The organism is Syntrophus aciditrophicus SB, from assembly GCF_000013405.1.
GTDB lineage: Bacteria > Desulfobacterota > Syntrophia > Syntrophales > Syntrophaceae > Syntrophus > Syntrophus aciditrophicus.
Genome location: NC_007759.1, coordinates 745,001 through 758,667 on the forward strand (window position 1 = coordinate 745,001; position 13,667 = coordinate 758,667).

12 protein-coding genes, 1 tRNA gene and 1 other RNA gene (1 of these 14 cut by a window edge) are annotated in these 13,667 nt (G+C 44.5%); 12 read left to right on the plus strand and 2 right to left on the minus strand.

What is annotated here, in order from left to right; all coding sequences use genetic code 11:
* The 11 genes from SYN_RS15040 to rnpB form a co-directional block, all read left to right on the plus strand.
* A protein-coding gene (locus tag SYN_RS15040; RefSeq protein ID WP_011416649.1) for a group II intron maturase-specific domain-containing protein crosses the window boundary here: on the plus strand, positions 1–543 show its 3' portion. 396 nt of this gene lie to the left of the window's left edge; the window shows 543 of its 939 coding nt (coding positions 397–939); its start codon lies beyond the left edge, outside the window; the stop codon is at positions 541–543.
* Positions 544–718: 175 nt separating this feature from the next.
* Positions 719–943, plus strand: coding sequence for a hypothetical protein (locus SYN_RS15990; protein WP_148202467.1), 225 nt, complete (start codon positions 719–721; stop codon positions 941–943).
* A 298-nt stretch (positions 944–1,241) separates the two neighbouring features.
* Positions 1,242–1,994, plus strand: a complete 753-nt coding sequence (locus SYN_RS03530; RefSeq protein ID WP_011416652.1) for a YebC/PmpR family DNA-binding transcriptional regulator — start codon at positions 1,242–1,244, stop codon at positions 1,992–1,994.
* A 212-nt stretch (positions 1,995–2,206) separates the two neighbouring features.
* Positions 2,207–2,686: a crossover junction endodeoxyribonuclease RuvC gene (ruvC, locus tag SYN_RS03535; protein ID WP_148202622.1), complete on the plus strand. Its 480-nt coding sequence runs from the start codon at positions 2,207–2,209 to the stop codon at positions 2,684–2,686.
* Between the two features lie 3 nt (positions 2,687–2,689).
* Positions 2,690–3,304 carry a Holliday junction branch migration protein RuvA gene (gene ruvA / locus SYN_RS03540; RefSeq protein ID WP_011416654.1) on the plus strand — a complete coding sequence of 205 codons (615 nt, stop codon included), beginning with the start codon at positions 2,690–2,692 and terminating at the stop codon, positions 3,302–3,304.
* A 276-nt stretch (positions 3,305–3,580) separates the two neighbouring features.
* Positions 3,581–4,603: a Holliday junction branch migration DNA helicase RuvB gene (ruvB, locus tag SYN_RS03545; RefSeq protein ID WP_011416655.1), complete on the plus strand. Its 1,023-nt coding sequence runs from the start codon at positions 3,581–3,583 to the stop codon at positions 4,601–4,603.
* 30 nt (positions 4,604–4,633) lie between these two features.
* The gene (locus SYN_RS16975; protein ID WP_258165168.1) at positions 4,634–5,230 is read left to right on the plus strand and encodes an epoxyqueuosine reductase QueH; all 597 of its coding nucleotides are present in this window, start codon (positions 4,634–4,636) and stop codon (positions 5,228–5,230) included.
* A 150-nt stretch (positions 5,231–5,380) separates the two neighbouring features.
* Entirely contained in the window at positions 5,381–6,727 is a 1,347-nt protein-coding gene (locus SYN_RS03555) for an IS5-like element ISSac2 family transposase (RefSeq protein ID WP_011416657.1), read from the plus strand.
* 228 nt (positions 6,728–6,955) lie between these two features.
* A tRNA-Ile gene (locus SYN_RS03560) sits at positions 6,956–7,031 on the plus strand.
* A 214-nt stretch (positions 7,032–7,245) separates the two neighbouring features.
* Positions 7,246–7,968: a zinc ribbon domain-containing protein gene (locus tag SYN_RS03565; RefSeq protein WP_011416658.1), complete on the plus strand. Its 723-nt coding sequence runs from the start codon at positions 7,246–7,248 to the stop codon at positions 7,966–7,968.
* Positions 7,969–8,011: 43 nt separating this feature from the next.
* Positions 8,012–8,385: RNase P RNA component class A (gene rnpB, locus SYN_RS15595), an RNA gene on the plus strand.
* 269 nt (positions 8,386–8,654) lie between these two features.
* Here the strand turns inward: rnpB and ppsA are convergent.
* Together ppsA and atpE are read right to left on the minus strand one after the other, a co-directional pair.
* Positions 8,655–11,066 (minus strand): phosphoenolpyruvate synthase, encoded by a 2,412-nt coding sequence (gene ppsA / locus SYN_RS03570; protein WP_011416659.1) that lies wholly within the window; start codon positions 11,064–11,066, stop codon positions 8,655–8,657.
* 315 nt (positions 11,067–11,381) lie between these two features.
* The gene (gene atpE / locus SYN_RS03575) at positions 11,382–11,756 is read right to left on the minus strand and encodes an ATP synthase F0 subunit C (protein WP_237671308.1); all 375 of its coding nucleotides are present in this window, start codon (positions 11,754–11,756) and stop codon (positions 11,382–11,384) included.
* 675 nt (positions 11,757–12,431) lie between these two features.
* Here atpE and SYN_RS03580 point away from each other — a divergent pair.
* Positions 12,432–13,631 (plus strand): aminopeptidase, encoded by a 1,200-nt coding sequence (locus SYN_RS03580; RefSeq protein WP_041584680.1) that lies wholly within the window; start codon positions 12,432–12,434, stop codon positions 13,629–13,631.
* The last annotated feature ends 36 nt before the right edge of the window (positions 13,632–13,667 follow it).

The following is a 13,667-nucleotide window of genomic DNA, read 5'->3' on the forward strand; positions in this document are numbered from 1 at the left end:
GCTCATGATGCTATTGCCAAAACGCGTCAACGCTGCTGGTTTTATGACTGGGTTGTAGAGTTCGACATTAACCCGGAAAAATCCCGGATGGTGTACTGTAAGGATAGGAATAGCTCCGAGGAGCATGACGTGATCAACTTCGACTTTTTGGGCTTCATGTTACGCCCGCAACGGTGCTTATCCGAAAGTCATTGTATCCATGCGAATTTTCTTCCGGCAATCAGCCGATCATCCAGGAAAGAAATCAATCGGGAAATTTGCAGGCGGCATATCCAGTTAAAGAACGACAAAACACTCGATGATTTGTCGAACATGTTCAAGGCGAAGATCCGCGGTTGGATCGCTTATTACGGTCGATTCTATCCAAGCGAAATCGGCTGGATTTGGAAGAACATCAACGGCTATCTGATTCGTTGTGTACGTCGTAAATATAAACGTTTTGCCTCCCACAAAAAGCAGGCGCGTTGTTATTTGCGACAACTTGCCCAGGGAAATCAAAGGCTTTTCATTCACTGGGAGCTTGGATGCTGCCATATGGCTTGAGTGGTAGAAGCCGGATGAGAGCTGAGAGGTTCACGTCCGGTTCTCGGAGGGGCTTGGGGTTAAAGTCCCACGGTCTACTCAACCATATATTCTAATGGCCAAGTGATTCTGTTATATTGCGGCAAACATGGACTGGGCAAGCAGGATAGCCCATTTCTGGCGAAGGTCCAACACCATGGACAGTTCATGCTGTGTAGATGAACTGGAAGAAGCAATGAACCAATATATCTGTCCTGAAATATTAAAACGTAATAGGGAAGCCAGTTTACTGCTGTTGTATTCACAGAAGCTCTCCATAGCAGAGGCATTGCAATCAGCATGGATAAAAAAAGTTGTTGGATGGAAAATGTCTTTATCGGAGGGCTATGGAAAAGCGTCAAATATGATGATATTTATCTGAAGGCTCACAATTATATGGAAGAAACCAAGAAGGGTTTGGATACCTATTTTACTTTTTACAATGAAAAGAGATGGTACCAGTGCTTTACTAGGAAATCCCCAGTTTATGGTTTACCTTAATTTAAAACGCAAAACAGATCGCGGCATGAAACCCTGCAAGAGCAGTCTCCCAATTGTAAATACCTGTTAACTATCCAATTTATCACGACCATCTCTGTGAACAAGATGATAGGCTCCCTTAAATTTGTGCGAAGGTTGAGATGTTTATAAAAGATTCTGTAGAAAAAGGAGAAGAATGAATGTCAGGTCATTCAAAATGGAGTACAATCAAAAGAAAAAAAGGTGCTATTGATTCAAAGAGAGGAAAGATATTTACTAAAATCATTAAAGAAATTACTTTGGCTGCAAGATTGGGAGGGGGAGACACTGAAGGAAACTCCAGACTGAGGCAGGCCATTCTGGCAGCCAAGAATGAAAATATGCCGAGGGATAATATAGACAGAGCGATAAAAAAAGGGACCGGAGAGATAGGGGGAGGCGAAAGTTACGAAGAAGTTACATATGAAGGATATGGACCCGGCGGAGTTGCCGTTCTCGTTGAGGTCATGACAGATAATAAAAATAGGACCGTTGCTGAAATCAGGCATATATTTTCAAAGCACGGTGGCAATCTTGGGGGGAATGGATGTGTGTCATGGTTGTTTGAAAAAAAAGGAAGCATCGTGTTTGATAGGGATTTAATCGATGAAGATGCATTGATGGAATTAGCCCTGGAAGCGGGAGCTGAAGATATTCGTGAAGAAGAAAGCCAAATGGATGTGATAACAGACCCATCAATGTTTGATAAAGTAAGAGATGTATTGGAAGGAAAGGGCATGAAATATGTTCAGGCTTCCATCGAAATGGTACCTCAAAATACAATAAGATTGGATGAGGGGAAAGCCGAACAGATGCTGAAAATGATCGAAAAATTAGAAGACAATGACGATGTTCAGAATGTCTATGCAAATTTCGATATACCAGATGAGATTATGGAAAAATTAAGTGCATAGGTTATAAATAGCAGCTTTGATAATGTGCCTTCATTAAAAATTGTGGTTTATTATCAATAAAGAGCAATAAAAATCTTTAAAGATAATGCAAAAGCATCATAATTGTCAAAGAAATGTGACTGATGACTCTCTGAGCACTTGGTTGATTGTCTGCATTCGGGTTATGCGTAAAGGTTAACTTTAAAATACCACATGAGTCATGGATTATGAGATTGAAAGTGTTGGGAATTGATCCGGGAAGTGTTGTTACGGGTTTTGGAATCGTGGAGCAAATTCAGGAGCGGTATATTGATATTGTCCATGGAGAAATCAGGTTAAAAAGAGGAACATCATTCACTTCATCATTGGAGAAAATCTATGATGAATTGTTTTCTCTTGTAGAACGTGAACAACCTGATGCGGTCGCGATTGAGGATATATTTTACGGTAAAAATATCAAGAGTTTAATCAAGCAGGGGCACGTAAGGGGGGTGGCTATTTTGGCAGGTTCAAAACATCATTTGCCTGTGTTTGAATACACGCCGCTTGAAATAAAAAAAGCAGTGGTCGGCTATGGTCATGCTGAGAAAATTCAAGTACAGAACATGATAAAAGTCATTATGAAATTGTCAGAGCTTCCTCCCGCAGATGCTTCAGACGCAATCGCAGTAGCCATATGTCATCTCAACCATCAGAAGAAAAATCACATATAATCCATGATTGCGCAGATTCGAGGAAAACTGATACTTAAAACCGTATCGATGGTTATCATTGATAATCACGGGATCGGCTATGAGGTAATGATTCCGCTATCCACGTATTATGAACTACCCGACGTGGGAAGCGAAGTCAGTTTGTTCGTTTATACCTTTTTTAAACAGGATTCAATACTTCTCGTAGGTTTTTGCACAGAAAACGAAAAACAGCTTTTCAAGTTGATGATTTCGGTTTCCGGTATCGGTCCGCGCCTTGCGGTAAATGTGTTGTCCGGGATCAACTCGAGTGAACTTATTCATGCCATAGCAAATAATGATTTGAATCGTCTTCTGAAAGTTCCGGGTCTTGGAAGAAAAATGGCACAAAGAGTCATTTTGGAACTTCGGGACAAGGTATCTGGATGGACATCCAAAGAGCAGATAACCTTCATAAATAATAAAAAGGATGCAATCGATCAGAGCGTTATGGAAGAGGATGCCATCTCCGCGTTGATAAATCTGGGGTATAAGAGCCAGGCAGCAAAGGATGCAATTGATCGAGTCATTTCAGAGGGTGGTGAAAATAAATCATTGGATGTGATCCTGAAGAAAGCGCTGAAAGTACTGGCCATGTAGCCAAACGGAAATAAGATTCATAAACCGGATGAATCGTTTGGCGAACCGATATAAAGTGTGTCCCTCATTGCATGAGTTAATCCAAAAAATATCAGTAGTGACGATGTGTTATCAGAGTGAAATAATAGGATTGATAGAATTCGAAAAGCAGGTTGATTCCAGATAAAGTCGGATGTCTGGGGTAATTGGATATTAGGTGTCGCAGAGCGTTTGTTTGAATGGACTCTAATGTTTGTATTTTAAAAAATAAATAAAGTATCCATTTTATGGAAGGCTATGAAGAGAGATGATCTGGTGAGTCCTGAATGCATGGATGGAGATAATGTTTATGAAACGACATTACGTCCCCATAGCATCAAGGAATATGTTGGTCAGAAAAAAATAAAGAAAACTCTGCCCATTTTTGTTGAGGCGGCCCAAAAAAGGAAAGAGGCCCTCGATCATGTCCTGCTTTATGGACCTCCCGGTTTGGGTAAAACAACGCTGGCGCTTATTATTGCCAGAGAAATGGGATTCAATATCAAGGTAACTTCGGGACCTGTTATTGAACGTCCGGGAGATCTGGCGGCAATTCTGACAAATCTGAAAGATTATGACATCCTCTTCATTGATGAAATTCATCGACTTCCTCATTCCGTCGAAGAAATCCTGTACCCGGCGATGGAAGACTTTTATATCGACATTGTGATTGGGCAAGGGCCTTCCGCACGAAGTATGAAATTGGACATCCCGAAGTTTACATTGGTGGGTGCGACAACAAGAGCCGGGTTACTTACTTCGCCACTGAGAGACCGGTTTGGGATAAGTTTCAGACTTGATTATTATGCTGTTGAAGAATTGACGAAGATCATAAACCGTTCTGCAAGCATTATGTCCATTGAAATCGAGCATTCAGGCGCTCTCGAAATAGCAAAACGTTCAAGAGGTACGCCGAGAATTGCCAATCGTCTCCTTAAAAGGGTCAGAGACTATGCCCAGGTAAAGGGGGAGGGGATAATAAAAAGGGCTGTCGCTGTTCACGCGCTGGAAATGCTGGAAATTGATGACAGAGGATTTGATCAAATGGATCGGAGTATTCTTTTGTCCATAATCGAGAATTACGGTGGCGGACCAGTAGGCATTGACACATTATGTGCTACAGTCGGGGAAGAAAAAACGACGATTGAAGACGTTTATGAGCCTTATCTGATAAAGGAAGGCTATCTACAAAAGACGGCACGCGGCAGGATAGCCACAAAAAAAGCGTACGAACATTTCGGGAAAAGAAAATTCGAAGTTGGACAAAAGGAATTATTTTAATTTCAGTAATCTCTGTTTATGAAAATATTAATGCATGTCTGCTGTGCGCCCTGCACGATTTATCCTTTAAAGTTTCTGAGGGACTGCAACCATGATGTTCATGGGTTTTTCTTCAATCCAAACATCCATCCTTATCTTGAGTATTGTCGACGCCGAGACGCCTTGCGGGCATATGCGGAGGAGGAAAATCTACCGATCATATGGAAGGATAATTACGACTTGGAGCAATTTTTGAGGACTGTCGTATTTCGTGAAAGTGATCGTTGCCGTTTCTGTTATTACAGTAGAATGAGTTATGCGGTGCATATCGCAAAAAAAGGCAAATACGATGGATTTACTTCTACGCTTTTGTACAGCAAATATCAGAATCATGAATTGATTCGTAGTATTGGTGAAAACCTGGCAAAGGAAAACGGGGTAAGCTTTATCTATCACGACTTTCGAGAAGGATGGGAAAGTGGAATTCGTATCTCAAAATCCCGTGGTATATATCGACAGCAATATTGCGGGTGTATCTATAGTGAGAAAGATCGATATTATAAACAAGCACCCCGTCAAGTAGTCCGGGAATCCAAAACGGAATCCGGAGGGTTCAAACAGGGCGTAGCTGACGAGTCAAATGGATGATAAAAAGCTTTAGAGAATAAAAACATAGGATGCTAAATAGTCCGTCCTGAAAAATACGGGCTGCAACCCGCATAAATAATGAAACTGTTCTTTGAAAACTGAAGAAAATTGTGGATTTGCAGTTGTTTCTACTCTGAAAATGTACTATAAGTGGCTGATATGAAAGTACATATTCCAGAAAGGCAACTTCTTATGTTCGAGACGCAGTTTTCGGATGTCCTCAACCCGGAGCATGAGTTACTTCGTGCCGCACGCTTGATCGATTGGGACAACATCCATGATACACTGTCTGCTTACTATAGCCTCCGGGGTCGCCAGGGGAAATCCATTCGACTGATGGTCGGCATACACATTTTGAAACATCGCTATAACTGTTCCGACGAACGAGCGGTTGAAATGCTGCATGAAAACGCCTACTGGCAGTGCTTTTGCGGATTCAACAGCTTTCAGCGTGGACAGATTATGGAAGCCACATCCCTGGTGAAGTTTCGGAATCGAATCGGCACGGAAGGGATGAAAGAGATAGAGGCGGCGTTGCTCAAGACCTGGTCCGAGATGGGCTTGGTAAAAGCCAGACGGGTGGCGGTCGATACCACTGCTCAACCCAAGAACATCGCCTATCCGACGGACGCCGATCTCCTTTACCGGATTAGAGAGAAGATCGTCAAGCAAGTCCAAAGGGTTCGTGAGGAGGTAACCCTTCGGAAGCCCTTTCGCACCTTCAATCGATCTGGTAAAAAACTCCTCCTCGGAATCAAGAAGTTCCACCGAAAAAATCCGGAAGGCAGGAAAGAGGAGATCAAAAAACTCAAAGAGATGACCCGTCATGTGGTCGAAAAGACCGGAAGGGTGGTAAGCAGTCTTTACCGTCGAGGGCTCAAGGAATCGGGACGGAAACTCAATCGTCTGGTTTCTCTCGGGAAGAAAATCGTCAATCAAACGGAGGAGGTTCTCTCCGGCCACCTTCCTCGAAAGCGGATTTACTCCCTTCATGAGCCGAATGTGGCCGTGATCAGGAAAGGAAAGAGCCACCCCGACACTGAGTTTGGAGCACTTATTGCTCTTGCAAAAAACGATGACGGTTTGATCCTGTCCCATGTGGAATATCAGCATAACGTCGCCGATGTGAAGACCTTGGGACGGGTGATCACCGGAATCAAGACCAATGTGGGACAACGACCACGAGAAGTTGCGGCGGATCGGGGATTCGATCAATCCCTCAAAAAACAGGAAAACTGCCGCAGACGGTGGGGCATCAAAAGAATCGCCATTCCAAAGAAGGGAAAGACGCCTCATCCGGACAGCAAAGAATCCTGGTTCAGAAAAGCCTTGAAGCAAAGAGTCAAGATTGAACCCGTTATCGGTCATCTCAAAAGCGATCATCGCATGAATCGCTGTCGGTACAAGGGAGCGGCAGGAGATACCGTCAATGTTGTATGGGCCACCCTCGCCTGGAACATGAAAAAGATTGTCCAACTGCATGGGCAAATGGGATAAAAGCAAGCCTTAGAGGGAATCGACAGACAGTGTAGAGAAAATCATTCAGAAAATCTCTTCTTTAGCCGCAATCATCTTCAGTTTTCAAAGAATCGATCAACCAAAAAATTTTTCACATCCTATTTTTCAGGACGGACTAAATAGGATATTGACAAAAAGAGGGATTAATTATATCAAACGCGATCTGTGGTTGGTTATTTCAGAATAAACGCTTATTGTGTGACGTGGGGGCCCATAGCTCAATTGGAAGAGCCACCGGCTCATAACCGGTAGGTCCCTGGTTCGAACCCAGGTGGGCCCACCATTTTTGAAACTCCATGTAATGAGATCATCGGGAATGAATTTCAACTTTCAAGAAAAGAAAGAGGGAGAGTCTGGTGATCAAGGTTGTGTAAAGAAGACTCCAATTTATCGCAAAAGGACTCATTCAGGGTCGGGCAGCTTTGTTTACTGAAAATGCACCTTTATATGGTGCATTTTTTTTTGCATTTGTAACTCAGGAAGGGGGAGGTCATTGATTGAATAAACATTTATCATTGCTTGTTGCTTTGCAGAGTCTTGATGCGGAGGTTCTGAAACTCAAAACTAAGAAAAGAGACCTTCCTTTGCAACTGAGTCAGTTGGATGAAGAGTTCAAGAAATATAATCAGTTTTTTGCCGAGAACAAAAGAAAGTATGAAGAAACTGCAGCGCAGCATAAAGAATTGGAGAACAAACTTAAAAAAGGCCTAGATTCTTTGAGCAAAGCGAAAGATCGCCTTGGTGAAGTCAAAACGAATAAGGAGTATCACGCAATTCTCAAAGAAATCGAAAATATTGAACTGAAAAACAGCGGGATAGAAACAGAAATTATATGCCTGCTGGATGAAATTGATGACCGCAGAAAGAGCCTGCAGGAAGCAGAAAAAGAAAAGGAGAAATACGAACGGCAATATGAAAGTGAAAGGCAACAGATAGAAAAGGAAATTGATTCGCTGGAAGAAAAAATTTTTGCCTGTACTCAACAGTGTCAAAAGCTCACAGAAAGCATTCCGAAAGATCTTATCAAACGGTATGAAATGATCAAAGCTCTGAATAGCGGGACGGCTGTGGTATCTGCATGGAAAGGGGTCTGTGGAGGTTGCCACATGAATATTCCCCCTCAACTTTATAATGAACTTCAAAAATCAAGTGATTTGATCTCCTGTCCAAATTGCAGCAGAATAATTTACTGGCAGAATCAAGAAGAAAGTATTACTTGAATATCAGCAAGCTTATATTATACTTATAAAAAAGAAGGTTGTTGGAGTGGATCAGATGATCGCCGGCCTGCAGCAAGCAGACGGGAGGAAAGTCCGAGCTCCAGAGGGCAGGATGGTCGCTAATGACGACTGGAGGCGACTCTAAGGAAAGTGCCACAGAAAATATACCGCCCGACTCCGTTGGGTAAGGGTGAAAAGGCGAGGTAAGAGCTCACCGTTTTCCGGGTGACCGGAAAAGCATGGTAAACCCCATCCGGAGCAAGACCAAATAGGAGAACATTTGAGAGTGGCCCGCTCGACGTTCTCGGGTAGCGTCGCTTGAGGCAGCAGGCAACTGCTGTCCTAGAGGAATGATCATCGCCATACTCCGGGAGATTGGAATATGGAACAGAACTCGGCTTATGATCTGCTCCGACTCCTTCTATAAATTCAGATTTACCCTTCTTTAGCGAAAGTCCTCTTTATTCCCCCACAATAAAGAATTAAGATTGATGCGAAACATAATAGATTCCTCATTCCAGTGGATTGGGTGAATCTCAGTTTTGACCTAAGGACTATTAAGTCTTGCAGAAAAAATACGGCCATGACACAGACTTTCAATATTATATATGTCTGCGTCATGGCCGAAGAAGAGGTTTTTTACCGGAATAACAGGAAATACTATTCCGAAATCCAAACTGAATTTTTTAAGAAATCTTCAAGCTTTTTTCTGTTTCCAGAATATCTGCAGTGGTTTTGATTACTGTATCGGCATTGAGTGAAATACTGTTGATGCCGCATTCAACCAGGAAACGGGCGAATTCAGGATAATCACTGGGAGCCTGTCCGCAAATCCCGATTTTCTTACCCATAGCTCTGGCTTTGGTAATGGCGGTACGAATAAGTTCCTGTACAGCCTGGTTTCTCTCATCGAAAATGTGAGAGATTTCGGCAGAGTCTCTATCCAGACCAAGGGTAAGCTGGGTCAGATCATTGGACCCGATGGAGAAACCATCGAAGATTTTGCCGAATTCTTCGAGCAGAATGACATTGGCCGGAATCTCCACCATCATGTAAACTTCCAGTCCGTTTTCCTTCTGGATAAGGCCTTTGCTCGCCAGGACTTGCATAACCTTTTTGCCTTCATCTACCGTGCGGCAGAAGGGAATCATGAGTTTCACGTTGGTCAATCCCATATCATTCCGGACTTTTTTCATGGCTTCACATTCAAGCTCAAAGGCATCGCGATACTTGTCGTCATAGTATCGTGATGCCCCCCGGAAACCGATCATGGGGTTTTCTTCATGGGGTTCGAAGTGTGATCCACCCATCAGATTCGCATATTCATTGCTCTTGAAATCGCTCATTCGAACAATGACATCGTTGGGGTAGAAGGCTGCAGCGATTTTCGCTACCCCCTGTGCCAGCACATCGACAAAGAAGTCGCTCTTCTTTGAATAACCTTGCGTTCTTCTCTCGATTTCTTTTCGGGTTGCCTCATCGGTCACTTTATCGAAATGAATCAGTGCCAGCGGATGGATACTGATGAAGTTATTAATGATGAATTCCAGCCGGGCAAGTCCGACACCGTCATTAGGTATCGCAGCCAGGGTGAAGGCGTTATCCGGGCTTCCCACATTCATCATGATTTTGGTTTTTGGCCTCTGCATGTCCTGGACATTGACCTTCTGCACTTCATATTTCAGAATGCCTTCATACACATTTCCCACTTCACCTTCTGCACAGGACACCGTAGCCTCGGTAATGCCTTCTAATCTTTCCGTGGCATTACCGCTGCCGACGATACAGGGGACTCCCAGTTCACGGCTTACGATGGCTGCATGACAGGTTCTTCCTCCCTTGTTCGTTACAATGGCCGCGGCGATTTTCATGACCGGTTCCCAATCGGGATCAGTCATGTCTGTAACCAGGACTTCGCCTTTTTTGAAGGATTTAATGTCGCTGACGGATTCAATAATATGCACAGGGCCGCTGCCAATCTTTGATCCAACGCTCGTTCCCGTGATAACAGGGGTTTTCTTCTCGAGCAGGACATAACTTTCCAAAACGTTGACGTCCCTTTGAGACTCTACAGTTTCCGGCCTGGCTTGCAGGATGAAAAGTTCATTGCTGATGCCGTCCTTGCCCCACTCAATATCCATGGGTTTGAAATAACCGGCCTGCTGGGAATAATGATCTTCGATAATGGCTGTCCAGCGGGCAAGCGTGAGTACGTCGTCTTCTGTAATGCAGAATCGGTCACGATCCTCCTGAACTGTGGGTACAATTTCAGTGGATTTCCCGGTTGCGGTGTCAGCGTAAATCATTTTGATTTCTTTCGATCCCAGCTTCTTCTGCAGAATAGGCCGGTATCCCTGCTTAAGCGTCGGTTTGAAAACGAAAAATTCATCAGGATTGACAATACCCTGAACGACGGTTTCGCCAAGTCCATAAGCGCCTGTCACGAGGATGGCATCCCTGAAGCCGGATTCCGTATCAATGGAAAAAATTACGCCGGATGATCCAACATCGGAGCGAACCATTTTCTGGACACCGATCGATAGAGATACGGACATATGATCAAAACCTTTATCTACTCGATAAGATATGGCGCGGTCTGTGAAGAGGGAGGCAAAGCATTTTCGACAGGCATCGATGAGAGCGTCGTTACCTCGAATATTCAAGTAAGTTTCCTGTTGACCGGCGAAACTGGCATCCGGCAAGTCTTCAGCTGTCGCCGAACTGCGTACGGCTACGTCGGTGTTCTCTCCATACTCCTCGCAGAGTTTCTGATAGCCATCGATAACTGCGGCTTTGAGATCTTCAGGAAATTCAATGCTATAAATCAGGGAGCGGATCTGTTTTCCCTTGTCGCTCAGATTCTGAAGGTCATGGGTATCCAAGTCAGAGAGAATTTGTTTGATCTGATCACTGACTCCGGCTGATCTAAGAAGATATTGATAAGCATGAGCCGTAACTGCGAATCCATCAGGAATGCTGACCCCTTTAGGGCGCAGTTCACGTCTCATTTCTCCCAGAGAGGCATTTTTACCACCGACCTGGGGGATATCACTCAACTGCAAATCATCAAACCATATCACAAGTTTATCGTCCTTCATTAGCCCCTCCTAAACAACAGGTTTTTTGGCCTTTCATTAAATCCTCCTGCACTGTTAATTTGTTAGATTTCTGGTGGGATAAATTTGGAAAGAATCATATATTTAGTACCAATTATGCGTGTTAAAGTCAATTGAAAAGACCGTGTTTGTTGAGATTGATGAATATTTGGAAGTGACCGAGTTTTCACAAATACGAAAGAAAGATGGAAGATGATATTTTATAATTAAGGTGAAATTTAGATAAAAAAAGCCGGAAAATCATCCGGCTCTTTTTATCTAAATTAAAATTTAAAATTGTATGACAAGTTAGCTGGCTTACCCGACAAAGAAAAATTTGGTGTAAGGGTTGGCGAAAATCAGAACCAGTGAAACAACCAGGGCGTAAATGGCGATTGATTCAGCCATGGCCATACCGACCAGCATGGTCATCATGATTTTACCCTGAACACCAGGATTCCGACCGACTGCCTGGCAGGCTCCGCTGGCCGCTGTACCAATACCCAAACCGGCTCCAACCGCACCCACGCCAATCGCAATACCGGCGCCAATCATCGCGCCGACGGCAAAAATGGCTTTGACATAGGACTCACCGCCCGGAGCGGCTGCTTCGGCAGCCGACGCAACCGCGGCTGTCAGCAGGAGTACTGCAAATGTTGTTAAACATGTAACCATTGATTTCCTGATCTTCATAATCATTTCTTCTCCTTCTTAATATTTTGATTCGCTTTTCTCTGGAACCAGGGAAAAGCGTTCACGCTGTGATATTTAGCAATGTCTGTGCCATGATAGCGGCATGTATGAAATGGATGACAAACATATTGAAATCACTGTGGATAAAGCTATATATATGAGAAACGGAAAAACTTTTTTGGGGAAATCACTTGAACATTGTGTTCAATAATGCTGAAAGATTAAACAAAATTTGCAAGGTCATGAACGCAGTCATTTGTCAGTCTTGTTCAAGTGCCACAGGAAGCCGCCGTTAACAATCAATCTGGTGCACTGGGGGACGATTGTGGGTGGTTTGGAATCCGGGAACGGTGAAAGGGCGCGGCTTCTCCTCTAAGGATAGGCTGACATCGTCAGGGGAATGGAGTGGTATTCATGAAGAGATGTTCATCTTGGCAGGATATGATTGAATACGGGAAGCATGTCCTTAGTATGATTGGAATTTTCAATTCTGTACTAGATGAAGTTCCTTTCGGTGAAATTCTGGGTGAAATTCTGATGGAAAAGTGGATCGGGCAGATCTAAAAAGGTGTTGACAGAACTGGATCCCAGCGGCACCCTGCCGCAGCCGCTGCTTCTAAAGAAATAATGCAATAAACCCTTTAATTTCAGATTGATATAGGAGGTTCTGTGTACATGTTGACTCAGGAGATACTGGAAAGATACGCGGATGTGCTGGTCTGGGGGTTGACGACCGCCCGGAAGGAAAAGTTCAAAAAAGGGGATATCGTTCTTATTCAGTTCGACCTGCCCGCCCTCCGCCTGGCCGAGATGCTCTACGCGAAACTGATCGATCGGGGGATGAACGCCCTCCAGCGTCTAAGCATGACCTCCTTCATGGAGCATCACTTCTATTCCCGGGCAAAAGCGAAACAGCTTCTTTTTATCCCCCCTGGTGAGAGGGAACTCTATGCCAGTCTTAATGGCCGGATTTATCTCCATGCGCCGGAATCGCTTACCCATCTGGCGGATGTCGATCCTGCCGTCATCGCCAGGGTCCAGCTTTCCCGCAAGTTCCTGCGGGATATCTTCAACGAGCGCGAAGATCAGGGTTTGTACGCATGGACCCTTTGCACCGTTCCCACGAAGGATATGGCGAAGCAGGCCGGTCTTCCCCTGGATGACTATGAAAGGCAATTGATCCGGGCCTGTTATCTCGATGAACAGAATCCCGTGGGAAAATGGACTGCGATCTATCGGGAAGTGGGAGAAATCAAGGCCTGGCTGAACAGCCTGCCTGTCCGGTCCTTCCTGATTGTCTCGCAGAACGTGGATTTGCGAATCACCCCCGGTGAAAAACGCAAATGGATCGGAATATCCGGTCACAACATTCCCAGCTTTGAAATCTTCCTTTCGCCGGACTGGCGGGGTACGGAAGGGACTTATTATGCAAACCAACCTTCCTTCCGCATGGGGAATTATGTGGAAGGCGTGCGGCTCCGCTTTGAAAAAGGCGTGGCCGTCTCCACCGAGGCGCAGAAGGGGCAGGATTTTGTCGTCAAACAACTTGCCATGGACAAGGGGGCGGCTCAGGTCGGCGAATTCTCCCTGACTGACAGACGCTTTTCCCGGATCGACCGGTTCATGGCGGATACGCTGTTTGATGAAAATTACGGCGGAGAATACGGAAACTGCCACATCGCCCTGGGTTCTTCCTATTCGGATACTTATTCCGGCAATCCGGCGGAACTGGACAAGAAAAAGAAACGGGTGCTGGGATTCAACGATTCGGCCCTTCACTGGGATCTGATCAATACGGAGCCAAAAACCGTCACGGCGGAACTGACTACGGGAGAAAAGATTCTCATCTATGAAAACGGCGAGTTCTGTTATTGAGGCCGGCAGAATGGAAGAATTCCGCAAAACTCATCG